At 57.8% G+C, this 23542-nt stretch carries 25 protein-coding genes; 12 read left to right on the top strand and 13 right to left on the bottom strand.

From position 1 onward, the window contains the following. Positions 1-5: 5 nt before the first annotated feature. Together minD and minE are read left to right on the top strand one after the other, a co-directional pair. A complete protein-coding gene (minD, locus tag F3J41_RS14985; protein WP_021510042.1) occupies positions 6-818 on the top strand; it encodes a septum site-determining protein MinD in 813 nt (270 codons plus the stop codon). Positions 819-821: 3 nt separating this feature from the next. Further along, on the top strand, positions 822-1091 hold the full coding sequence (gene minE / locus F3J41_RS14980) for a cell division topological specificity factor MinE (RefSeq protein ID WP_010616394.1): 270 nt from the start codon (positions 822-824) through the stop codon (positions 1089-1091). 55 nt (positions 1092-1146) lie between these two features. Here minE and rnd read toward each other — a convergent pair whose 3' ends face one another. From rnd to F3J41_RS14955, 5 genes are all read right to left on the bottom strand, one after another. Next, on the bottom strand, positions 1147-2268 hold the full coding sequence (rnd, locus tag F3J41_RS14975) for a ribonuclease D (protein ID WP_166711666.1): 1122 nt from the start codon (positions 2266-2268) through the stop codon (positions 1147-1149). A gap of 105 nt (positions 2269-2373) precedes the next feature. Next, positions 2374-4047, bottom strand: coding sequence for a long-chain-fatty-acid--CoA ligase FadD (fadD, locus tag F3J41_RS14970; protein WP_132462411.1), 1674 nt, complete (start codon positions 4045-4047; stop codon positions 2374-2376). A gap of 208 nt (positions 4048-4255) precedes the next feature. Next, positions 4256-4849, bottom strand: coding sequence for a Slp family lipoprotein (locus F3J41_RS14965; protein ID WP_010616392.1), 594 nt, complete (start codon positions 4847-4849; stop codon positions 4256-4258). A gap of 60 nt (positions 4850-4909) precedes the next feature. After that, positions 4910-5611: a tRNA (adenosine(37)-N6)-threonylcarbamoyltransferase complex dimerization subunit type 1 TsaB gene (gene tsaB / locus F3J41_RS14960; protein ID WP_104093239.1), complete on the bottom strand. Its 702-nt coding sequence runs from the start codon at positions 5609-5611 to the stop codon at positions 4910-4912. Positions 5612-5663: 52 nt separating this feature from the next. Further along, on the bottom strand, positions 5664-7574 hold the full coding sequence (locus F3J41_RS14955) for an ATP-dependent DNA helicase (protein WP_058771245.1): 1911 nt from the start codon (positions 7572-7574) through the stop codon (positions 5664-5666). Between the two features lie 125 nt (positions 7575-7699). Here F3J41_RS14955 and F3J41_RS14950 point away from each other — a divergent pair, with 125 nt between their 5' ends. Further along, positions 7700-8044: a RidA family protein gene (locus F3J41_RS14950; protein WP_058757734.1), complete on the top strand. Its 345-nt coding sequence runs from the start codon at positions 7700-7702 to the stop codon at positions 8042-8044. A 13-nt stretch (positions 8045-8057) separates the two neighbouring features. On the opposite strand, the gene F3J41_RS14945 is transcribed toward F3J41_RS14950, so the two are convergent. Continuing rightward, positions 8058-8243: a YoaH family protein gene (locus F3J41_RS14945; protein WP_152390956.1), complete on the bottom strand. Its 186-nt coding sequence runs from the start codon at positions 8241-8243 to the stop codon at positions 8058-8060. A gap of 115 nt (positions 8244-8358) precedes the next feature. Between F3J41_RS14945 and pabB the strand changes: the two genes are divergently transcribed. The 4 genes from pabB (at position 8359) to F3J41_RS14925 (ending at position 13634) form a co-directional block, all read left to right on the top strand. Continuing rightward, positions 8359-9711 (top strand): aminodeoxychorismate synthase component 1, encoded by a 1353-nt coding sequence (gene pabB / locus F3J41_RS14940; protein ID WP_152390955.1) that lies wholly within the window; start codon positions 8359-8361, stop codon positions 9709-9711. A gap of 1 nt (position 9712) precedes the next feature. Continuing rightward, positions 9713-10282, top strand: a complete 570-nt coding sequence (locus F3J41_RS14935) for a CoA pyrophosphatase (RefSeq protein WP_166711664.1) — start codon at positions 9713-9715, stop codon at positions 10280-10282. Between the two features lie 190 nt (positions 10283-10472). Further along, a complete protein-coding gene (locus F3J41_RS14930; RefSeq protein ID WP_152390954.1) occupies positions 10473-11837 on the top strand; it encodes an L-serine ammonia-lyase in 1365 nt (454 codons plus the stop codon). A gap of 234 nt (positions 11838-12071) precedes the next feature. Then, positions 12072-13634, top strand: coding sequence for an EAL domain-containing protein (locus F3J41_RS14925; protein WP_166711662.1), 1563 nt, complete (start codon positions 12072-12074; stop codon positions 13632-13634). 12 nt (positions 13635-13646) lie between these two features. Here F3J41_RS14925 and F3J41_RS14920 read toward each other — a convergent pair whose 3' ends face one another. Beyond that, positions 13647-15215 carry a TerC family protein gene (locus F3J41_RS14920; RefSeq protein ID WP_021510030.1) on the bottom strand — a complete coding sequence of 523 codons (1569 nt, stop codon included), beginning with the start codon at positions 15213-15215 and terminating at the stop codon, positions 13647-13649. 510 nt (positions 15216-15725) lie between these two features. Here F3J41_RS14920 and manX point away from each other — a divergent pair. From manX to F3J41_RS14900, 4 genes are all read left to right on the top strand, one after another. After that, the gene (manX, locus tag F3J41_RS14915) at positions 15726-16688 is read left to right on the top strand and encodes a PTS mannose transporter subunit IIAB (protein ID WP_058757739.1); all 963 of its coding nucleotides are present in this window, start codon (positions 15726-15728) and stop codon (positions 16686-16688) included. 57 nt (positions 16689-16745) lie between these two features. Continuing rightward, positions 16746-17546 (top strand): PTS mannose/fructose/sorbose transporter subunit IIC, encoded by an 801-nt coding sequence (locus F3J41_RS14910; protein WP_031280203.1) that lies wholly within the window; start codon positions 16746-16748, stop codon positions 17544-17546. Between the two features lie 14 nt (positions 17547-17560). Further along, positions 17561-18406 (top strand): PTS mannose transporter subunit IID, encoded by an 846-nt coding sequence (locus tag F3J41_RS14905; protein WP_021510027.1) that lies wholly within the window; start codon positions 17561-17563, stop codon positions 18404-18406. 92 nt (positions 18407-18498) lie between these two features. Further along, positions 18499-18957 (top strand): DUF986 family protein, encoded by a 459-nt coding sequence (locus F3J41_RS14900; RefSeq protein WP_058781830.1) that lies wholly within the window; start codon positions 18499-18501, stop codon positions 18955-18957. On the opposite strand, the gene rlmA is transcribed toward F3J41_RS14900, so the two are convergent. From rlmA to F3J41_RS14875, 5 genes are all read right to left on the bottom strand, one after another. Beyond that, a complete protein-coding gene (rlmA, locus tag F3J41_RS14895; RefSeq protein WP_058781831.1) occupies positions 18954-19760 on the bottom strand; it encodes a 23S rRNA (guanine(745)-N(1))-methyltransferase in 807 nt (268 codons plus the stop codon). The genes F3J41_RS14900 and rlmA overlap by 4 nt on opposite strands. A 140-nt stretch (positions 19761-19900) precedes the next feature. Further along, on the bottom strand, positions 19901-20110 hold the full coding sequence (gene cspE, locus F3J41_RS14890) for a transcription antiterminator/RNA stability regulator CspE (RefSeq protein WP_021510024.1): 210 nt from the start codon (positions 20108-20110) through the stop codon (positions 19901-19903). A gap of 83 nt (positions 20111-20193) precedes the next feature. Continuing rightward, positions 20194-20268, bottom strand: coding sequence for a DUF2627 domain-containing protein (locus tag F3J41_RS14885; protein ID WP_110866451.1), 75 nt, complete (start codon positions 20266-20268; stop codon positions 20194-20196). Between the two features lie 540 nt (positions 20269-20808). Beyond that, positions 20809-21807, bottom strand: a complete 999-nt coding sequence (locus tag F3J41_RS14880; protein ID WP_058781832.1) for an MBL fold metallo-hydrolase — start codon at positions 21805-21807, stop codon at positions 20809-20811. 18 nt (positions 21808-21825) lie between these two features. Further along, complete coding sequence (locus tag F3J41_RS14875; protein ID WP_058781833.1) at positions 21826-22101, bottom strand: YebO family protein; 276 nt, start codon at positions 22099-22101, stop codon at positions 21826-21828. Positions 22102-22319: 218 nt separating this feature from the next. Between F3J41_RS14875 and F3J41_RS14870 the strand changes: the two genes are divergently transcribed. Then, positions 22320-22556, top strand: coding sequence for a YobH family protein (locus F3J41_RS14870; RefSeq protein WP_021510021.1), 237 nt, complete (start codon positions 22320-22322; stop codon positions 22554-22556). 40 nt (positions 22557-22596) lie between these two features. Here the strand turns inward: F3J41_RS14870 and kdgR are convergent, their stop codons facing one another. Beyond that, positions 22597-23388, bottom strand: coding sequence for a DNA-binding transcriptional regulator KdgR (kdgR, locus tag F3J41_RS14865; protein WP_058781834.1), 792 nt, complete (start codon positions 23386-23388; stop codon positions 22597-22599). Between the last annotated feature and the right edge of the window lie 154 nt (positions 23389-23542).

The following is a 23542-nucleotide window of genomic DNA, read 5'->3' as shown; positions in this document are numbered from 1 at the left end:
CATTTATGGCACGCATCATTGTAGTTACATCGGGTAAAGGGGGCGTTGGCAAGACCACGTCAAGCGCGGCCATCGCCACAGGGTTAGCGCAGAAAGGCAAAAAAACCGTGGTGATCGATTTCGATATCGGTCTGCGTAACCTCGACCTGATCATGGGCTGTGAACGCCGCGTGGTGTATGACTTTGTCAACGTTATTCAGGGCGATGCGACGCTGAATCAGGCACTGATTCGCGACAAGCGCACCGAGCAGCTTTATATTCTGCCCGCCTCACAAACCCGTGATAAAGATGCCCTGACCCGCGAAGGCGTGGAAAAAGTGCTGAACGACCTGGCGGCAATGGACTTCGATTTTATCGTCTGCGACTCGCCGGCCGGTATCGAAACCGGTGCGCTGATGGCGCTGTACTTCGCGGATGAAGCGATCATTACCACCAACCCGGAAGTCTCTTCCGTGCGTGACTCAGACCGTATTCTCGGCATCATCTCGTCGAAATCACGTCGCGCTGAAAACAGCGAAGAGCCGGTAAAAGAGCACCTGTTACTGACCCGCTATAACCCGGGACGCGTAACGCGTGGCGACATGCTGAGCATGGAAGACGTGCTGGAAATCCTGCGCATTCCTCTGGTCGGCGTGATTCCGGAAGATCAGTCGGTGCTGCGCGCGTCTAACCAGGGTGAGCCCGTGATCCTCGATGCAAACTCTGACGCCGGTAAAGCTTACGCTGATACCGTAGATCGCCTGCTTGGCGAAGAACGCCCCTTCCGCTTTATTGAAGAAGAGAAGAAGGGTTTCCTGAAACGCCTGTTCGGGGGATAACCAATGGCATTACTTGATTTCTTTTTATCCCGTAAGAAGAACACAGCCAATATAGCCAAGGAAAGGCTGCAGATTATCGTGGCCGAACGCAGAAGGGGCGACAGTGAGCCCCACTATCTGCCGCAGCTCAAGCGCGATATCCTGGAAGTGATCTGTAAATACGTGAAAATTGACCCGGACATGGTCACGGTGCAGCTGGATCAGAAAGGGGATGACATCTCTATCCTCGAGCTCAACGTGACGCTGCCGGAGACGGAAGACGTTCCTAAATGATTGTAGCGGGTTCCTGATTTTCCCCTGCGTGGTTGCGCAGGGGAAAACGTTCCGCTTACAGCGTGTGTAAAATCTCGTCGATCCCGGCTTTCAACACCTCACCCCGCCAGCCTGCCAGCAGTTCCGGCGGACGCGTGGCACTTTTCAGTCCCCAGTGCACGCTCAGCACCTGGTTAATCTGGCGCCGTGATGCTAACAGCTCCTGACTGTAACCGGTCTGCTCACTCACCTGCTGTACCAGCGCTTTAATCGCTTTAAACGCCTGCTTGTAATGCGCGTGGTCAATCAGATTAGGCAACGGCGGCGGTAATGCGGCCTCATCCAGCGCCTGCGCCTCTGCCACCATCGCCACCAGCGCCTTACCGTGGAAGCGGATTTCGTGACCGTTCAGGCCGAGATGATCCAGCTCGCCAAGTCTGCCGGGCATAAAGCGCGCGACTTTCCACAGGTTCTCTTCGCGCACCACAAAATTCACCGCCATGTCTTTCTGCCGGGCAAGATTGAGACGCCACGCGGCCAGACGCTGCAGCACCGCCAGCTGGCGCGGACGCAGCTGCCACGCGTTGGTGATATCGCGCCATGCCTCTTCCGGCTGCAGCACGTCAAGACGTCGCTGACACAACGTAGCGCACTCACTCAGCGCCGCCGCCATGTTGCCTGCCGCTTCGGTCTGCGCCACCAGCTGATGGGCAATCGGCAGCAGATAAGCCACATCGGCCGCAGCGTACTGGCACTGTCGCTCGGTAAGCGGACGCGCCAGCCAGTCGGTGCGCGCTTCACTCTTATCCAGCTCAATCTGGTTGAAATGATTGACCATCGCGGCAAAGCCCCACGACAGCGGCTGCCCGGCGAAAGCGGCCAGAATCTGCGTATCGATCATCGGCTCCGGCAGGCAGCCGAAACGATGCAGGAAGACTTCAAGGTCTTCCCCGCCGGCGTGCAGGAACTTGGTCAGCTGACGATCCTGCAGCAGCGCAATAAACGGTGCCCAGTCGCTGATGGTTAACGGATCGATCAGGACCAGTTGCTCGCCATCGAAGAGCTGGATCAGGCCAAGCTGCGGATAGTACGTGCGGGTGCGCACGAATTCGGTATCCAGCGCCACGGCGCGATGCTGGCGGGCCTGCTGGCATACGGCGGCCAGCTGGTCATTGTGGTCGATCAGGGTGTAATTCACGTTGTCTTTCTCGCTGCGACAAACCTCGCACAGCGCTCCATGTTAAAAGCAATAAAAACGCCGGACGGTGCCGGCGTTAACCTGAGCATTCAGCGGAAGCCAGTACTACGCTTCGCGCTTCGCCTCGTCGCGCAATTCGCGACGTAAAATTTTACCGACGTTGGTCTTCGGCAGCTCATCACGAAACTCGATAATCTTCGGCACTTTATAGCCGGTGAGCTGACGGCGACAATGATCCAGCACTTCCTCTTTCGTCAGCGACGGATCTTTTTTCACGATGCACACTTTCACCGCTTCGCCGGAGAGATCGCTCGGCACGCCAATCGCCGCCGCTTCGCGCACCTTGGCGTGCTGCATCAGCACATCTTCGATTTCGTTAGGATACACGTTAAAGCCGGACACCAGAATCATGTCTTTTTTACGATCGACGATGCGGATAAACCCTTCCGCGTCCACGGTAACAATATCACCGGTGTGCAGCCAGCCATTTTTCAGCACTTCCTCGCTGGCATCCGGTCGCTGCCAGTAGCCAATCATGACCTGCGGCCCGCGAATGCAAAGTTCACCCGGTTCGCCCGGCGGTACGTCGCGATCTTCATCATCAACAATACGCACGTCGGTGGACGGAACCGGCAAACCGATGCTGCCGGTGTGGCAGGTAATATCATACGGATTAACCGACACTAGCGGTGAGCATTCGGTGAGTCCGTAGCCCTCCAGCAGATAGTGTCCGGTGAGTTTCTCCCAGCGCTCGGCCACCGCTTTCTGCACCGCCATACCGCCGCCGGCAGACAGACGCAGCGTGGAGAAATCCAGCTGGTTAAAATTGGCATCGTTCAGCAGGGCGTTGAACAACGTATTAACACCGGTGATGGCGGTAAAGGGAAATTTGCTCAGCTCTTTAACGAAGCCGGGAATATCGCGCGGGTTGGTAATCAGCAGGTTGGTGCCGCCCAGGTCGAGGAACAGCAGACAGTTCACCGTCAGGGCAAAGATGTGATAAAGCGGCAGCGCGGTTACCACCTGCTCCTGACCGGCGCGCAGCAGTTTACCGTAGGTGGCTTTGGTCTGCTCCAGATTAGCCTGCATGTTGCCGTGGGTCAGCATGGCGCCTTTCGCCACGCCGGTGGTGCCGCCGGTGTACTGCAGAAATGCCAGATCCTGATTATTGATGACAGGACGATGATAGCTCATCTGCTCGCCCTGCTGCAGCGCATGACGGAACGGTACCGCCCCTGGCAGATGGTATTTCGGTACCAGCTTTTTCACGTATTTAACGACGAAGTTCACCAGCGTAGCTTTCACCGGCGCCAGCTGATCACCCATGCGCGTCAGCATCACGTGCTTAACCGGGGTCTCCGCGACCACTTTTTCCAGCGTATGGGCGAAGTTGGAGACAATGACAATCGCACTGGCACCGCTGTCATTAAGCTGGTGCTTCAGCTCGCGCGGCGTGTACAACGGGTTAACATTCACCACCACCATACCGGCACGCAGGACGCCAAACAGCGCCACCGGATACTGCAGCAGATTCGGCATCATCAGCGCGACGCGATCGCCCTGCTGCAAGCCTAATCCCTGTTGCAGCCAGGCCGCAAAAGCGCGGCTCTGCTGCTCCAGCTGGCGGTAAGTCATTGGCTGGCCCATGTTAATGAAAGCCACCTGATCGGCATAACGTTGCGCTGCGTGTTCGAAAAGATCGACCAAAGAGGGATAACGGTCTGCGTTAATTTCCGCTGGTACATCTGGCGGATAGCGTTTCAGCCAAACCTTGTTCAAAGAATCACCCCGATATTCTTGTTGCGTAGCCATCGCCGCCTCTGCAATCAGTGTTGTTAACAATATTTTAACTGATTGTACCAGTTTGCCTGTTCCGGCATTTTCAGGTTGCGAGGCGCATCACTAAATTTCGCGCATCGGTTGCGCGCCCAATAAAAAGGCCCGTTCGCGAGCACCGCGACCGGGCCGTAAAAAAAACTGTTTAGGGCTATTCGGTAAGAATGGTCTCGACCTGCGCCGGACCGCCGGTGTTCATGCCCCAGTAGGGGTTAGGGCCCCAATAGCCGGGATGGCGACGCGTCGGCCCGTACCAAATCCACGGATCGATCGGCTGCGGCGGCGTCATCACCTGCTGAGTCAAATGCCAGCGCTGATAACCGCGCACATCAATCACCACAAAGTTGTAACTGGCTTTGCCAATTTCTCCTTTCTCGGTGCCTTTGATGTTGCCCAGCACCGTGACGTACTGATTATTGACGTCGATCGGATCAACAAAACCATGAATGTCCGCATAAATGCGGCCAATTGAGGCAGCACCGAGGCGCGGTCGTGCGCTGTCATCCAGCGGCTGAGTGGCAATTTCCAGCCGGGTCAGGCCGTTAAGGTTGGTCACCTTCACTACTTTGCCGCCGAAGCGCGACTCCTGGCCGACATACAGCTGCGGCGCATTCATCACGCGTAATAAATCCTGCTGTGGAAGCTGAGAACTCCCTTTAATGGCATCCGGCACTGACACGCAGCCGCTGAGCAACAGCGCACAGGCTAACAGAGCGCCAGACATCCCTTTACGACTAATTGGCATAGCACTTCTCCTGTTATTTCTCCGTTAGACTGAAGGCGCAAAAATAAGTTGCGTAGGCGCCTAGCGCCCCGGCAATTTTTTCCATGCCACTTCATTGCGCAGATAAACCGGCTCAGCATTTTCCACCGCCACGCTATCGTCGCGCTGCCAGGCGCTGAGCGCCAGCGGCAGCATATCTTCTGCGGCAGGCAGCGTGACCGTGGTGGTCAGCAGTTGTGCCCCGGTCGTGCCAGCCAGCAGCTGCGGATATGCCTGCCAGCCGGTGCCGACAGTGGCCCACTCGCCGCTCAACTGCGCGATGCGCGCCTGTGCCGCTTCCGGCTTGAGTACGGCTTCGCTCTCAGCGCCCTGCCACTCGCCCTGCTCATCACGCTGATACTCTGCCCAGTAGACTTCACCCATGCGCGCATCAATCGCCGCCAGCACGCGCGTTGCCCCGGCCAAACGCCAGGCGCCCTGCGCCATGGTTGCCAGCGAGGATACGCCAATCATCGGCAGATTTGCGCCCAGCGCCAGGCCCTGCGCGATGCCAATGCCGATGCGCACGCCGGTAAAACTGCCGGGCCCGCGGCCAAACGCCAGCGCGTCCAGCGCGCTCAGCGCCAGCGACTGCGCCTGCAGCAATTCCTGCACCAGCGGCAGAATACGTTGAGTATGATCGCGGGGCGCGATTTCGAAGCGGGCATCGATCTGCTGCTGATTCAGCAGCGCGGCAGAACAGGCTTCTGTCGCAGTGTCCAGGGCTAAAATTCGGGCGGACATAACAACCTCAGAGAATCAAAATGGCGCGCATCTTACCACAGCCTGGCACAAATTAGTGCTGCTCTGGCGGACGCACAAAGTCAATCGCACGCTGTAAATCGCGGGTGCGCGGTGTCGGCGGCAGGCTATTAAGGAACAGACCGCCATACGGACGCGACACCAGCCGCTGGTCACAAATCACCAGCACGCCGCGATCGTCGGTATCGCGAATCAGACGGCCCACGCCCTGCTTGAGGGTGATCACCGCGTCCGGCAGCTGCACATCGTTGAACGGATCGCCGCCGCGCAGACGGCAATCCTCCATGCGCGCCTTCAGCAGCGGATCTTCCGGTGAGGTAAACGGCAGCTTGTCGATGATCACCAGCGACAGCGCATCACCGCGCACGTCAACGCCTTCCCAGAAGCTGCTGGTGGCCACCAGCAGTGCGTTGCCGGCATCAAGAAACTGTTTGAGCAGCTGGCCTTTGCTGGTTTCGCCCTGCAACAGCACCGGTAAGGTCATGGAGGCGCGGAACTCCGCCGCCAGCTCACGCATCATTTTGTGCGAGGTGCACAGGAAGAAACAGCGCCCTTTGTTGGCTTCAATCAGCGGTTTCATCATGCGTGCCAGCTGACGCGCACCGCCGGGATAGTTGGGTTCCGGCATGTTGCGCGGCACGCACAGCAAGGCCTGCTGCGCATAATCAAACGGACTTTCGAGGATCAGGGTGCGGGCATTATCCACGCCGAGCCGGCTGGCGAAGTGGCTCATCTGTTCGTTGACCGCCAGCGTCGCCGAGGTGAATACCCACGCCGCTTTGCGTCCGTCCATCACTTCGCGGAAGCGCTCCGCGACCGACAGCGGCGTTAGCGCCAGCGTAAAGTGCCGGCTGCTGCATTCGTACCAGTAGCTAAAGCCCGGTTCATCAATCGCACGTAAACGCTTGAGCCGGGTGCGATACAGCGCGGCACGCTCGAAGGCAGCGTCCAGCAGCGCGGAACGGCCCAGCGACAGCTTAATCACGTCGTAACACAGCTCGAGCGCATCATCCAGCAGCGTAAACATGCGCATGATGTTGTTGTCGCTCAGCAGGTCACGCAGATTGCCGCGAAAACCGGGCTCGCCCAGCGTCAGGCGGAAATCCTGTGCGCACTGCGCCAGCCGGTCGGCGGATTTCTGCAGCTGCTGCACATCGCGCACCTCGGTGCGGTAGGCAAGGATAATGTCTTTGGCGAGATCCTGCAGTTGCCGGCTCGACAGCTGCTGGCCAAAATACTGGCTGGCTATATCCGGCAGCTGGTGCGCTTCATCGAAGATCATCACGTCGGCTTCCGGGATCAGCTCGCCAAATCCCCCCTCTTTGACCACCAGGTCAGCGAGAAACAGGTGATGGTTCACCACCACCACATCCGCATCCATCGCTTTTTTGCGCGCCTTCACCACGAAGCAATCTTTATACAGCGGGCAATCGCTGCCGAGGCAGTTATCGTTGGTGCTGGTGACGTAAGGCCAGATCGGACTGTCTTCCGCGACGCCGGCGCAGCTGCTGACGTCGCCATCAACGGTCTCCGAAGACCAGCTGCGCACGTTAATCAGATCGCCGAGCGCCTGCACGCTGAGATCGCCGCCAGTCTGATTTTGCTGCTCCAGCCGTTCCAGGCACAGATAGTTGGAGCGCCCTTTCAGCAGCGCGGTTTTGCCGCTGAACGCCAGGGCGCGGGCAATGGTCGGCAGATCGCGGTTGTAGAGCTGATCCTGCAACGCTTTGGAACCGGTCGATACAATGACTTTTTTCTTCGCCCGCAACGCCGGAGCCAGATACGCATAAGTTTTACCGGTGCCGGTGCCGGCCTCGACCACCAGCTCGCCTGCCTGCTGCACCGCTTCGCTCACTGCCTGCGCCATTTCGCGCTGTGCCGCGCGCGGCTTAAAGCCGGGAATCGCCTGCGCTAACGCGCCATCCGCTGCAAAATCGTCTGCCACACATCCTCACCGATTGCTCTTAAAACACCTGTAATTATGTCAGGATTCACCGCAGGCGACCACAACAGATGACAGCCGGCCATGGGATATGGCAGGCTAACGCAGCAAAAATAAAGGAGAACAGCATGACCATTACGCGTATTGATGCGGAACACCGCATGTCCGAAGCGGTTGTACATGACCAGACCGTGTATTACACCAGCGTGCCGGAGAATCTGGATGACGATGCGGAAGCGCAGACCGCCAACGCGCTGGCGGTGATTGACCGCATCCTGACGCGCGTGGGTTCGGATAAAAGCAAAATTCTCGACGCTACCATTTTCCTGGTAGACAAAGAGGACTTTGCCGCGATGAACCGCGCCTGGGATGCGTGGGTCTCGCCGGGTAATGCGCCGGTACGCTGCACGGTGCAGGCCGGCCTGATGAATCCGCGCTATAAAGTTGAAATCAAAATCATCGCCGCGCTATAACGCTCGCCGGGCGCTATTCGTCGTCGTCGTCCTCTTCGAAGCGCGCCCGAATCGCTTCGCCCTGATGGTTCTGGCGAATTTCCTGCGCCACCTGCGCAATTGCCTGCCCGCTGGACATGCCGCCGGCCATCAGTTCCTGAATACGTTCCACTGCCTGCTGCTGCTGTTCGTGCGATAAAGCCGGAAGACCTGAAAACATGATGCACTCCTGTAATGGGGGGACGCATTATTCCACGCTGAACAAACAGGTGCCAGCAGCAAAAAAATATGCCAGGCTACGCGCCTGCCTGCTGAACTGATTTAGTCAAACGAACGTGAAAACCCTCTCGCTACAGTATACGCCCGATATACTTTTACACCGTTTTTCCACGCTGGCGCACCGCCCGTGGGCGATGCTGCTGACCTCTGGTCACGCCGAGCACGCGGATAACCGTTTCGATATTCTCACCGCCGACCCGCGGGTGACCCTGACGACGCGCGGTGACAGCACCGCCATCGACGACGGCACCGGCATCAGCCACTCTAACGCCGATCCGCTGCAGCTGGTGCAGCAGCAGCTGGACGCGCTGGGCATCCGGCCGGCGTTTGATGCAAATCTGCCGTTTCAGGGCGGCGCGCTGGGTCTGTTTGGGTATGACCTCGGTCGCCGTTTCGAAACGCTGCCGCAGCGGGCGCAGCAGGATTTACACACGCCGGATATGGCGGTCGGCATTTATGACTGGGCGCTGATTGCCGATCATCATCGCCAGACGCTGACGCTGATTGCCCAGCACGACGCGGAGCAGCGCTGGCAGTGGCTACAGGCGCTGGCGGTGCCGCAGCCCAAACCCTTTGCCCTGACCAGCGACTGGCAGGCCAATATGAGCTATGCGCAGTACGCCGCGCGTTTCCAGGCAGTGCAGGCCTACATTCAGGCGGGCGACTGCTACCAGGTTAATCTGGCGCAGCGTTTTCAGGCCAGCTATCGCGGCGATGAGTGGCAGGCGTTTTTACGTCTCAACCGCGCCAACCGCGCGCCGTTCAGCGCCTTCCTTCGTCTGCCGCACAGTGCCGTGCTGAGTCTGTCGCCCGAGCGTTTTCTCTCGCTGCAGCAACAGCAGATTGAAACCCGCCCGATTAAAGGCACGCTGCCGCGCCTGGCCGATCCGCAGGCCGATCGATTGCAGGCGGAGAAACTGGCCAGCGCCGAAAAAGATCGGGCGGAAAACCTGATGATTGTCGACCTGCTGCGTAATGATATTGGCCGCGTCGCCGAGCCGGGCAGCGTCAGCGTGCCGGAGCTGTTTGTGGTGGAGCCGTTCCCGGCGGTGCATCACCTGGTGAGCACGGTGCGGGCCAGACTGCCAGACGCGCTCTCCGCTACCGATTTGCTGCGCGCCTGTTTCCCCGGCGGCTCCATTACCGGCGCGCCCAAGATCCGCGCCATGGAGATCATCGAGGAACTCGAACCGCAGCGGCGCAATGCGTGGTGTGGCAGTATCGGCTACATCAGCCTGTGCGGGCGTATGGACAGCAGCATTACCATCCGCACGCTGATTGCCGAAAACCAGCAGCTGTACTGCGCGGCGGGCGGCGGCCTGGTGGCTGACAGCGATGCTGAGGCGGAATATCAGGAGACGCTGCACAAGCTCAACCGTATTCTGCCCTGTCTGCGTGATGAGGCGTGATATGGAGCTGACGCTGGCGCAGTTTCTCAGTCGCTTTGTGCTGCAGCCGCCGCTGGCGACCGCGCACAGCGTGATCAGCGGACGCCGTGCCGCGGTGCTGGTACCGGTGATTGATGGCGACCAGCCCGAACTGCTGCTGACCCGCCGCTCCGCGCTGCTGCGCAAACATGCCGGGCAGGTGGCGTTCCCCGGCGGCATGATGGATGCCACTGACGATTCGCTGATCGCCACCGCGCTGCGTGAAGCGCAGGAAGAAGTGGGCATCGCACCGCAGCAGGTGCGGGTGGTCGGCGTGTTACCGCCGGTCACCAGCAGTACCGGTTTCGCCGTCACGCCCGTGGTCGGTATCATTCCGCCGCACTTACCGCTGCGGCTCAACCCGGATGAAGTTGAAAGCGCCTTTTCCATGCCGCTCGCAGAGGCGCTGCGGCTGGGGCGCTACAGCGGACTGACGCTGCGCCGCGGTCATCGCCAGCACCAGGTGTGGCTGTCGTGGTATAAAGATTATTTTATCTGGGGCATGACCGCCGGTATCCTGCGCGCGCTCGGTCAGCAGATCGCCCTGCCCTGATCCCCCGTCCCGTTTCACCCTGGCCGAAAAATTGATCCCGTTCACATCCGGGGATACGGATAACTATTTCTGTGGTTTATAATTAGTTTATTTCATGCGAAAAGCTGCTCGCTGCCGCCCGCTGGCGATTACTATTAGCCGCATTAACGGCCTGCGCCGTAGAAAAGAAGATTTGTGAGGAGCGTCACCGGTGATAAGTGTTTTTGACATGTTCAAAGTGGGTATCGGCCCGTCCAGTTCGCATACCGTTGGCCCGATGAAAGCGGGCAAACAGTTTGTTGATCTGCTGATCGAACAGGGCAAGCTGCAGGACGTGACGCGCGTGGCGGTGGACGTCTACGGCTCACTGTCGCTCACCGGGAAAGGACACCACACCGACATTGCCATCATCATGGGTCTGGCCGGCTTTGAGCCTGCCAGCGTCGACATCGACAGCATTCCGGCGTTTATCAAAGATGTCGAAACGCGTGAGCGCCTGCTGCTGGCACAGGGCGCGCGCGAGGTCGACTTCCCGCGTGACGGCGGCATGGTGTTCCGCAGCGAAAACCTGTCGCTGCATGAAAACGGCATGACCCTGTACGCTTTTGCCGGCAATCGTCTGCTTGAGCGCAAAACCTATTACTCGATTGGCGGCGGCTTTATTGTCGACGAAGCGCACTTTGGTCAGTCCGTGCTGGATGAGGTCGCCGTGCCCTACCCGTTCCATTCAGCCAAAGAGTTGCTCAGTCATTGCCGCGATACCGGCATGTCGCTTTCCGGGCTGGTGATGAAAAACGAGCTGGCGCTGCACAGCCGTGACGAGATTTACGCCTATTTTGGCAACATCTGGCAAACCATGCAGGCGTGCATCGATCGTGGCCTGAATACCGAAGGGGTGCTGCCGGGCCCGCTGCGCGTGCCGCGTCGGGCGGCGTCGCTGCGACGTCTGCTGGTCTCCTCGACCAAACACTCCAACGATCCGATGAACGTCATCGACTGGGTCAATATGTTTGCGCTGGCGGTGAATGAAGAGAATGCGGCCGGTGGTCGTGTGGTCACTGCACCGACCAACGGTGCCTGCGGTATCGTGCCGGCGGTGCTGGCGTATTACGATCACTTCATCGAAACGGTCACGCCGGATATCTTTATCCGCTACTTCCTCGCCTCGGGCGCGATTGGCGTGTTGTATAAAATGAACGCCTCGATTTCCGGTGCCGAAGTCGGCTGCCAGGGTGAAGTGGGCGTGGCCTGCTCAATGGCCGCCGCCGGCCTTGCTGAACTGCTGGGAGCCAGCCCGGAGCAGGTGTGCGTTGCCGCTGAAATCGGCATGGAACACAACCTTGGACTGACCTGCGATCCGGTCGCCGGTCAGGTACAGGTGCCGTGCATTGAGCGTAACGCCATTGCCTCCGTCAAGGCGATCAATGCCGCGCGAATGGCGCTGCGCCGCACCAGCGAGCCGCGCGTATCGCTGGATAAGGTGATCGAAACTATGTACGAGACCGGCAAAGACATGAACGCTAAATATCGTGAGACCTCGCGCGGCGGTCTGGCTATCAAGGTGCAGTGCGACTGACCGGCAACGTCGCGTTTCGCTGCTGACAATTGCAGCGATCGGCCATTATTTCTGCAATGGCCTCTACCTCCGCGTTATCAAACCAGATACATTATTTTTGCGCGCGACCTCTACCGGTCGCGCGATTTTTTAGTGCCGCTTTTTTTCTCCAGCCGCGCTAAATTTGGCCGCCGCCATGCCGATAACCTTCACGTTAATTTGGCCTCATTCTTTGTCTTAGCAAGGTGGTTACTGATGCTCCTTCCCCAGCAATTTGTGGGTCAATTTCGCCGTAAGCGCCTGCTTATTGCGTTGGTGATCGCGTCGCTGGTTCTCATTCTTACGCTGACTTTTCGCTACATCGAAGAGAAGTCACGCATTGAGCAGCAGTCCCTTAACTTTGCCACCCGCGCGATTGAACGCTTTGACCGCATGTTTTCGCCGCTGGACGTCTCCGCCAACAACACGCTGGGGCTGGTGGGCGTGCCCTGCACGCAGGTGCGCTACCCGCTGATTGAGAAGATCGCCGCGCTGCAAACCGTGCGCACCGTGCTGCTGGTGCAGGACGATACCATCTACTGTTCGAGTATTTATGGCCCGCGCCACATCTCGTTCAGCCAGACCTATCCCGAGCTGGCGATCAACAACCAGCGCATGATGCTGTCCACCGACGACTACCTGCTAAAAGGTTCGCCGGTGCTGCTGCTGTGGACGCCAAAGTCGCTGGATAACCAGGACGGCCTGCTGCAGATCATCAACATTGAGCTGATGACCAACTATCTGCTGGAGCCGCAGCTGCCGTGGGTGGAACGCGCGATCTTCAACGTAGGCGGACAGAGCCTCGAGTACGGTAATCCGCTGATCGAGCATACCGTGCCGTCCGATGACGAAGTGGCGTACGATCAGGCCTCGCTGCGTTATCCCTACAGCATTACGCTGTACGGTCCCTCTCCGGCGCGGCTGGCGCTCAACACGCTGCCGTCTCAGCTGCCGCTGGCGGTACTGCTGAGCCTGCTGCTGGGCTATATCGTCTGGCTGGCCACCGCCAATCGCATGAGCCTGAGCTGGCAAATCAGCTATGGCATCACCGCTAACGAATTTATGGTTTACTGCCAGCCGCTGATCAATGCCCGCAGCGGCGACTGCGATGGTATCGAGCTGCTGCTGCGCTGGCACAATCCGCGTCAGGGCTGGATTGCCCCGGACGTATTTATTCCGCTGGCCGAACGCCAGAATCTGATTGCACCGCTGACGCGCTTTGTGATTGCCAGAGTCGTCGCGGAGTTGCCTAATCTGCCACAGTACCCGGCATTTCATATCGCGATTAACGTCGCGGCCAGCCACTTCCGCGACCGCCTGATTGTTGAGGATTTACAGCGCTACTGGTGGCCCGCCAATCCCCTGCCGAAACTGGTGGTGGAGCTGACCGAGCGCGATGCGCTGCCAGTTATCGACCAGACGGTCGTGGCGCAGCTGCATGAAATTGGCGTGCGGCTGGCGATTGACGATTTCGGCACCGGCCACAGTTCGCTGGCCTATCTGAAGGACCTGAAGCCGGACGTACTGAAAATCGATAAAATTTTTACCGCCGCGATTGGTACTGACGCGATCAACGCCACGGTGACCGATATGGTGATTTCACTGGCGCAGCGGCTGAATATCGCGCTGGTCGCGGAGGGCGTGGAAACCGCCGAGCAGGCGCATTATCTGCGCGAGCGCGGCGTGGATCATCTGCAGGGTTACTACTATGCGCGCCCGATGCCGATTGAGGACTTCCCGCAATGGCTGGCGCAGCATCAGGCGCAGCTGGGCGCCTGATGCCGGACGACATCAGGCGTCGCCCTCCTCCTCGTCATGGTGCGGCTTGTCTTTGGTGACGCGCACCAGATCGATACGGTAATCCGTGGCTTCGATAATCTGGAAGTGCAGCGGTGGCAAATCGATAATCTCGCCCGGCAGCGGCAGCTGCCCCTTCTGCTCAATCAGCAGGCCGGCCAGCGACGCGTGATCTTCATCCGGATCGACCAGCTCATGGTGGTCGAGCAGCTGCTGCAGCGAGTGCAGATCGGTACCGCCCTTCACCAGCCAGCCGTCGCCATCCGCCACCACATCCGGCGTTTCGTCTTCGTCCGGGAACTCACCGGCAATCGCTTCCAGCACGTCCAGCGGCGTAATCAGGCCCTGCACCACACCAAATTCGTTGGTAACGATGACGAAGCTCCCTTTAGCGCGACGCAATACGCCCAGCAGGTTGATCGGATCCAGCGTTTCCGGCACCACAATCGGCGGCGTGTTGGCCGCGAAGGTCGCGACATCCATACCGTGCTCCAGCGCCACCAGCAGCTCTTTCGCGCGCACCACGCCGATGATCTCATCCAGCTCGCCACGACACACCGGGAACAGACTGTGAGGCGTATCCAGCAGCTGAATGCGGATCTCATCCAGCGGACGCGAGACGTCAACCCATGAGATATCGCCGCGCGGCGTCATGATGCTGCGAATCGAACGCTGTGACAGCGTCAGCACGCCGTTAATCATGTAACGCTCTTCGTCTTTAAACGCTTCCTGCGGCATCGCTTCCGTCAGTGACGCTTCTTCGGTATGCGCCGGCTGGTTACGCTGGCGCCCGCCCATCAGACGCAGAATCGCTTCGGCGGTACGTTCACGCATCGGACGATGCGCCTGATGACGGATAAAGTTCCGGCGCGCAATCTGATTAAACAGCTCGATCAGAATCGAGAAGCCAATTGCCGCGTACAGATAACCTTTCGGAATATGGAAACCAAAGCCTTCCGCCACCAGCGACAGACCAATCATCAGCAGGAAGCTCAGACACAGCACCACCACCGTTGGGTGCGCGTTGACGAAGCGGGTCAGCGGTTTTGAGGCCAGCAGCATCACGCCCATGGCAATCACCACCGCCGTCATCATCACCGGCAGATGGTTCACCATACCGACGGCGGTAATCACCGCATCCAGGGAGAACACCGCGTCCAGCACCACAATCTGCGTCACGACCGCCCAGAAGCTGGCATAGGCTTTGTTGCCCTGATGCTCCATGCCACGGTTTTCCAGCCGCTCGTGCAGTTCCATGGTGGCCTTAAACAACAGGAACAAACCACCAATCAACAGAATTAAATCTCGTCCGGAAAAGCTGAAATCGCCTACGCTGAATAGGGGTCGCGTCAGCGTCACCATCCAGGAGATCAGCGACAGCAGGCCGAGGCGCATCACCAGCGCCAGCGACAGACCAATCAGGCGCGCTTTATCGCGCTGTTTCGGTGGCAGCTTGTCGGCAAGAATGGCGATAAACACCAGGTTGTCGATGCCTAGCACAATCTCCAGCACGATCAGCGTCAGTAAACCCGCCCAGATTGAGGGGTCGAAGAGAAATTCCATCAATGACTCCTTGCTAAACGTAAGGGCGAACGCGACTGAGCCTGCGCCGGAAGGCGAGACGAGAGAGCGTTAACGGATGAGGCAACACCGGCAGGTGTCAGAGTGCGCGCTGAGCAGCGCGGGGAACAAGTGAAGCGACGTCGGTGACGGTCCATATAGGTGAGCTAAAGCCCGGTACTCCTGAGTAATAAACAGAAAGCTAATGTATCAGTTACATCAATAACGTCAAAAAATTTTCTTACATTTACAAATAACTGCGCCAGCGCAAGAAACTGCCATAAAAATGCCCGTTGCCGCCGGTACGCTCTGAATAGCAGAGCAACGTCACAAATTTTATTTTTTCGCTCACTAAAATAAATCGCGACCTTACTGCTGTATCGCGGAATGTTTTGGGCCTTTTCCTGATGACTTTCTTCAATTTAGTCCCGGGCGATCCACAGAAAATAACAACGGTAATTCTCAATGATTCCCGGCCATGGTCGGGAACTCTCATGCGAACGGAGGTAGCAAGTGACCATTGCGCTTGTAATTGGTACACATGGCTGGGCGGCAGAACAGCTGCTGAAAACAGCAGAAATGCTGTTGGGCGAGCAGGAAAATGTCGGATGGATTGATTTCGTTCCCGGCGAAAATGCAGAAACGCTAATCGAAAAATATCAGGCGCAGCTCGCCCGACTCGACACGTCGAAAGGCGTGCTGTTTCTGGTGGACACCTGGGGCGGCAGCCCGTTTAACGCCGCCAGCCGCATCGTGGTGGACAAACCGGGCTATGACGTTATTGCCGGGGTCAACATTCCCATGCTGGTGGAAACCCTGATGGGGCGCGATGACGACCCATCGCTGGAAGAGCTGATCCATATCGCCGTCGAGGCCGGCCGCGAGGGGGTGAAAGCGCTCAAAACCGAATCCGCCGCGCCGGCAGCGGCAGCGCCCGCCCCGAAAGCTCCTGCCCAGCCGCAGAAACCGCTGGCACCGGGCGAGCACATGAAAATTGGCCTGGCCCGTATCGATGACCGTCTGATCCACGGCCAGGTGGCCACGCGCTGGACCAAAGAGACCAACGTGACGCGCATCATCGTCGTCAGTGATGAAGTGGCCAACGATCACGTTCGCAAAACCCTGCTGACTCAGGTGGCGCCGCCGGGCGTGACCGCCCACGTGGTGGATATCGCCAAGATGATCCGCGTGTGGAACAACCCGAAGTACGGTTCCGATCGCGTGATGCTGCTGTTTACCAATCCGACCGATGTTGAGCGCGTGGTAGAACAAGGCGTGGATATCAAGTCGGTGAATATCGGCGGCATGGCCTTCCGTCAGGGGAAAACGCAGGTTAATAACGCGGTGTCGGTGGATGAGAAGGACATCGCTGCCTTCCGCAAGCTGAATGAGCGAGGTATCGAACTGGAAGTGCGTAAAGTCTCCAACGACCCGAAACTGAAAATGATGGACCTGATTGCGAAGGTAAATGCCTGATTCGCCTGTGCCTGCGCGCGTGGGCAAAAAGTTCTGATCTTGCTGAGGAAAAATGCAATGGAAATAACCTCGCTACAAATAGTGTTGATATTTATTGTGGCCTGTATTGCCGGGATGGGATCGATTCTCGATGAGTTCCAGTTCCACCGGCCGCTGGTGGCCTGTACCCTGATTGGTGCAGTGCTGGGTGATATGAAAACCGGCATCATCATTGGCGGTACGCTGGAGATGATCGCGCTGGGCTGGATGAACATCGGTGCGGCAGTGGCACCGGATGCGGCGCTGGCTTCCATCATCTCTACCATTCTGGTCATTGCCGGCGGTCAAAGCGTCGGTGCCGGTATTGCGCTGGCCATCCCGCTGGCCGCAGCCGGTCAGGTGCTGACCATCATCGTACGTACCATCACTGTCGCCTTCCAGCACGCTGCGGATAAAGCTGCGGAGAAAGGCAACCTGACGGCGATTTCGTGGATCCACGTCTCTGCCCTGCTGCTGCAGGCGATGCGTATTGCTATCCCGGCGCTGATTGTGGCGGTCTCGGTCGGTACCAGCGCAGTGCACAGCCTGCTGAGTTCAATTCCGGAAGTGGTCACCAATGGTCTGAACATCGCCGGCGGCATGATCGTGGTGGTCGGTTACGCGATGGTCATCAACATGATGCGTGCCGGTTATCTGATGCCGTTCTTCTATCTTGGCTTTGTCACCGCCGCGTTCACCAACTTTAACCTGGTGGCGCTGGGCGTGATTGGCGTGGTAATGGCGGTGCTGTACATCCAGCTGGCGCCAAAATACAACCGCGTCGCAGGCGCTGCCTCGGCGGGCCCGGCTAACAACGACCTCGACAACGAACTCGACTAGGAACAGGTGACATCATGGTAGATACAACCAATACTCCAAAGAAACTCACCCCCGGTGACGTGCGCGGTGTGTTCCTGCGCTCCAACCTGTTTCAGGGTTCGTGGAACTTTGAACGCATGCAGGCGCTGGGCTTCTGCTTCTCAATGGTGCCGGTGATCCGTCGCCTTTATCCGGAAAACAACGACGAGCGCAAGCAGGCGATTAAGCGTCACCTTGAGTTCTTCAACACCCATCCTTATGTGGCAGCGCCAGTGCTCGGCGTGACCATGGCAATGGAAGAGCAGCGCGCCAACGGGGCGGCGATCGATGACGGTGCCATTAACGGGATCAAAGTGGGCCTGATGGGTCCGCTGGCTGGCGTGGGCGACCCGATTTTCTGGGGGACCGTGCGTCCGGTGTTCGCCGCACTGGGTGCCGGTATCGCGATGAGCGGCAGCCTGCTTGGTCCGCTGCTGTTCTTCTTCCTGTTTAACATTGCGCGTATGCTGACCCGCTATTACGGCGTGGCTTATGGCTATCGCAAAGGGGTGGATATCGTCAGCGATATGGGCGGCGGCTTCCTGCAAAAACTCACCGAGGGGGCATCGATACTCGGCCTGTTTGTCATGGGGGCGCTGGTCAACAAGTGGACACACGTCAACGTGCCGCTGGTGGTATCCCGCATCACCGACCAGACCGGCAAAACCACGGTCACCACCGTGCAGTCAATTCTCGACCAGCTGATGCCTGGCCTGATTCCACTGCTGCTGACCTTTGGCTGTATGTGGCTGCTGCGCCGTAAAGTTAACGCGCTGTGGATCATCGTTGGCTTCTTTGCCATCGGTATCTTTGGTTACTGGATCGGCCTGCTCGGTCTGTAATCTCACCGCCGGGAGTCAGACTCCCGGCGTTTTTTGAACGGCGTGACCTGAGCGCCAACGCTGAGGTCACTTCGGTTGAGGAAGAAGCCTGTATGTCACTGACTGACGCCCTGATTGCCCTGCTGATCGCCGCTCTCGCCCTGTTTGCGATTTACGACGATCTCATCCTGCCCCGCCGCAATGGACCGACCCGACTGCGCGTCACCCTGCGTCGCCGCCATAAAATCGACAGCGGCATCTTTATCGTGCTGCTACTTATTCTGCTGTGGAACAACGTCAGCCATCATGGCCCGCAGCTCACCACCACTTTGCTAATGGTGCTGTGCTTTATGGCTATCTGGCTGTTCTGGATCCGCAGCCCGCGGCTGCTGATGAAAAATGACGGCCTGTTTTTTGCCAGCGTGTGGATCGATTACCGGCGTATTCAGAGTATGAACCTGTCAGAGGATGGCATTCTGGTGATGCAGCTGGAGCAGCGTCGCCTGCTGATAGCGGTGAAACAGCTCGACGACCTGGAGAAAATCTATCATACGCTGGTGGAGGCGCGTTAAACGCGCTGCCACAGCGTCAGGGTGAAATCCGCGTCACAGCTAAAGGTGGCGCTGGAGGCCAGCTGCTGCCACACCGCTTCACGCGCACGCCAGGCAAAGGGGGTCATCTGCAGCAGGCTCACCGCTTCCGCCCCGTTCAGCGTCATTGTGTAGTGAAGGTTTTGCTGATCGATCTGCTCAAATCCCGCATAGTTTTTCTCTTCCGCTGTATGCAGCTGCACTTCGCGATAGATCAACGCCTTAAACTGCTGCAGATGGTGCGGCCCCGGCGTCACCGTCAGTAAATAGCCGCCAGGCCTGATGACGCGGCTCACTTCCTGCTCGTTACAGGGCGCGTAAATGCGCACGATGGCGTCCAGTGAACCATCGGCAAACGGCAGGCGCTGGCTGGAGGCGACACAAAAGTTAACCGCGCGATAGCGCTTTGCCGCCATGCGCACCGCGGCTTTGGCCACATCCAGACCGTACAGCTGGCTGTCGGGCAACGCGGCAGCCAGGGCGGCGGTGTAATAGCCTTCGCCACAGCCGATATCCAGCAGCTGCGCGGGCCGGTTCGTGAGCGGCTGAGCCAGACGTTGCGCCACCCGATCGCGCAGCGGCTGATAGTGTCCGGCATCCAGAAAGGCCCGGCGCGCCTGAAGCATCTCTGCGCTGTCGCCCGGTTCCCGTGAACCTTTGTGCTGCACCGGCAGCAGGTTGACGTACCCCTCTTTCGCCCGATCGAACTGATGACCGGACGCACAGCGATAACTGCTGGCGTGCAGGTGCAAAGCGAGGTGGCAAAGTGGGCAAATCAACGACATAGATAACTCCGGGTTAGCGATTCGCGGCGCAGTTTACCCTGATCATCCGGTAACAGAAAGGATAAAGAAAAGCCCCGCTCATTGAGCAGGGCTTTTAAGATTCGATTCAGCGGTGCATGACACCGAGCCTGAGTGCGAAATCAGATAGCAGTAACGTTAACTGCTGCCGGGCCTTTCTGGCCGTCCTGAATTTCAAACTCAACTTGTTGACCTTCGGCCAGGGTTTTAAAACCGTTGCCCTGGATAGCAGAGAAGTGAACGAACACGTCTTTGCTGCCGTCAGCAGGAGTAATAAAACCAAAACCTTTAGACTCGTTGAACCACTTAACCTGACCTTTAATCTTTGCCATTTTTGCAAATTCCTTAGAGTGTTTATATTGCCCGCAGGCAGTCTTACAGAGAAACCAGAGACATTACTGAATGAGGCACTAATTTAAGGTTCGGCAAGGAAGCGGTATTCAACGTCAACGTCTTTACTCGTAACTTCTTTACTGAAGATGCCATACATAAACAGAACTGTACCTCGTTTAACCCACGATTCGTTATCACATATCCGCTAATTAATGGCAAGCCATTTTTAAACAGTGATCGACATGCCGCACATAATTGCCTGAAACCGGCAGCGAAAGGTGGATAACGTTATTGACAGCAACGCCTCAGCGTGTGCAAAAAAAGTCTATGCGTCAGTATAGTTAGCGCCAGACTCGCGTTTCGTCAAGCGCAGCGGTAAACGCTGCCTTTTCACATTTAAACCAAATAAGTTTAGGCAAAAAATATTGCATTAATATGGCACAGATAAGCTATTTCACTGGCCGTTGTGCAATGAGCAACATAAACTGCGCAGCGCTCAAATCTTGTACAATAAATTGCTGGCAGTACAAGTTAAAAATAGTTTTGCACCAAAATCAGGAAAATATAATCGCCGTTGCCCCAAATATAGGCAGACTGCACGCTGGCATTTATCTCATTTTTTTCTAAACACCCAACAATTAAATGTTAAAAAGCGCGGAAGCCGCTGGCATTTAACAAAAATGGCTTAGGATAAATCTTAATCGTAATTCATCAGGCTGCGGCTCTCGCCAATTCGCCATGGGGCAAAAGGCGCATCGACCTCGCCCGCCTGCAGCAATGCTTGCGCCAGCACCGTCGGCGGATCGTCAAGCGATTCGTCCGCCAGCTCAAATACGCCCCAGTGAATGGGAATCGCCAGCGGTCGCCCTATCTGCTGCCAGAGCTGTACCGCCTGATCCGGGTCCATGTGCTGGCCGCGCATGAACCATTTTGGTGCATAGGCACCTATCGGTAACGCAGCCAGATTAAACGGCCCCAGACGCTGCGCGATGGCAGAGAGATTATCGCTGTAGCCGCTATCGCCGGAGAACCAGAAATTGAGCTGCGCATTACGCACTACCCAGCCGCACCACAGCGACCGGTTGCGATCCCAGAAGGTGCGCATGCTCCAGTGGCGCGCGGGAACGGCTGTGAAGCTGATGTCGTCCAGTTGCACCTGCTGCCACCAGTCCAGTTCGGTGACGGTGCGCACGCCACGGCGGCGACACCAGTCGGCCATCCCCAGCGGTACCAGAAAGTGCGCGGCAGGAAAGCGGCGGGCGATGCGTTTCACCGTAGGCCGATCAAGGTGGTCGTAATGGTTATGCGAGATCAGCACATAATCAAGATGCGGCAGCTGCGCCACGCTGAGCGGCGCCGGGGTTTTACGCTGCGGCCCGGCAAACGGCAACGGCGAGGCGCGTGCCGACAGCGCCGGGTCGATCAAAATATAACGCTGATTGAGACGCAGCAGCAGCGCGGCATGGCCCAGCCACCAGACACGGTCATCTTCACCGCTCAGGTCGGCCTGCTGGCACCAGCTAGCGGTAAAGGCCGCATAGCCGGACTGCGGTGGCAGCGGCAGATTCTGCTGCTTACGCTCGCGCCGCCAGCGCTGTAAATCGCCAGGCTGACGCAACTCCTCTTCCGGGTTACGAAAGCCATGCGGCGTATGATGGGCCAGCGAAGCGTCATACCAGGGATTTTGCCAGGCCATGGCCTCTCCGTTGTGTGCTTAACGTTCCGGGATCAGGCGAATAAAGTCGCGCTTATCCCCGGCATCCTGCTCATCCTGCGCTTTTTCGGCCACCGGCTGCGCCTCAGCGATACGGCGCAGCAGCGCGTTCTGTTTCTTTTGCTCTTCCAGCAGCGCTTCCAGCAGCTGAAGCTGTTCACTGGCGCGCACGCTGGCCCGGTTAACAAAAAACCAGGCAATAAAGGCCACAATCACAATGATGGCCAGCACGCCATAGTTAAACAGCGGACCGGTACTGGCGGCTAATTCGTTCATAACTGCATCAATCCTCAAACATCATTCAGGTACATCGCCGCTGATTCTACTCGTTGCGTGCGGAAAAGATATGGTTGCGGAGATAAAGCAGATTATCCCGCCTGCGTGCCGCTTTCAGTTATCTCTGATCGATCCGGCGAGAAAAGCGAGGCATGCTGCTACTATAGAGTTCGCAGCAATGCGGGAACAGCTGCGTTATGTAACACAAGGAGATAAAAATGAAACTACTGATTCGTGCGGTGATGGTGCTGGCAGTCTTGTGGCTGGCGATGCTGTTTACCGGCTACGGCGTGTTAACCGGCAGCAATAAAAACGCAGCCGGGCTGGGCTTACAGTGCAGCTACCTGACCGCGCGCGGCATGATTACCGCACAGTATCTGCACACCGACAGCGGCATTGTTGGCGTTACCGATTGTCCACTGCTGAAGAAAAGCGGCGAAGTGGTCGACAACTAAGTTAAGCCGCCTGCCGGGCTGCGCGTCAGCCCGGCAGGATTCAGAACGGATAGTCGTAATAGCCCATTTGCTCCGACACCTTACGCGCAGCACGGTGCAGCATCGCCACATACTCTTTTTTTGCCGGTTCGGAGAAGCGCACCGTCGGGAACGAGAGGCTCATGCCGGCAATCACCACGCCGAAGCGATCAAACACCGGTACCGCCAGACAGCGAATCCCCGCTTCCTGCTCTTCAATATCCTCACCAAAGCCCTGTTGCCTGACCTGATCCAGCACCGGCAGCAGCGCCTGCGCGCTGACGATAGTGTTAGCGGTACTGCGACGGAATTCCACTTCACGCAGAATGTCGTTCACCTCCGTGCGCTCACGCCACGCCAGCAGCACTTTGCCGATGGCGGTACTGTGCAGCGGATTACGCCGGCCGATGCGCGAATACATGCGCAGGTTATACAGCGAGTCAATCTTGTGGATATAGACGATGCTGTCCTCTTCCAGCGCGCCGAGATGAATGGTCTCTTTGGTCTGGCGCGACAGTTCGCGCATCTCCACATCGGCGCTGCGAATCAAATCCACGTTCTGCAGCGCGTGCGCGCCAAGTTCAAACAGTTTGAGCGTCAGCGAATATTTTTCGCTCTCGCCCTCCTGCGCCACGTAGCCGAGTGATTTCATGGTCTGCAGAAAGCGGTAGACCGTGCTTTTCGACATCATAACCCGCTGCGAAAGCTCGGTGATGCCGTGATCGCGCTCTTCGCCCAGCGCCTGCAGAATGCCAAACACTTTCATCACTGATGATACGGCATCCGGCTGTTTATCGTTATCGCGGCTCGCCATGCGGGACTTCCTTAACGCTTTTGCAAAAAACGCCAGTATAGAGGTTACAGCCGGACGGCGGCAACGACACATCCACTTGTAATTTTTGTCCATTAATGCGGTGATTTCAGGCAGAAAATTGATTAGCATGATGATATTCACTTACTTCACTTCT

This window comes from Pantoea sp. Ap-870 (assembly GCF_011752515.1).
GTDB lineage: Bacteria > Pseudomonadota > Gammaproteobacteria > Enterobacterales > Enterobacteriaceae > Pantoea > Pantoea dispersa.
The sequence above is the reverse complement of the archived record's forward strand: the minus strand, read 5'-3'. Positions and strand labels throughout refer to the sequence as shown.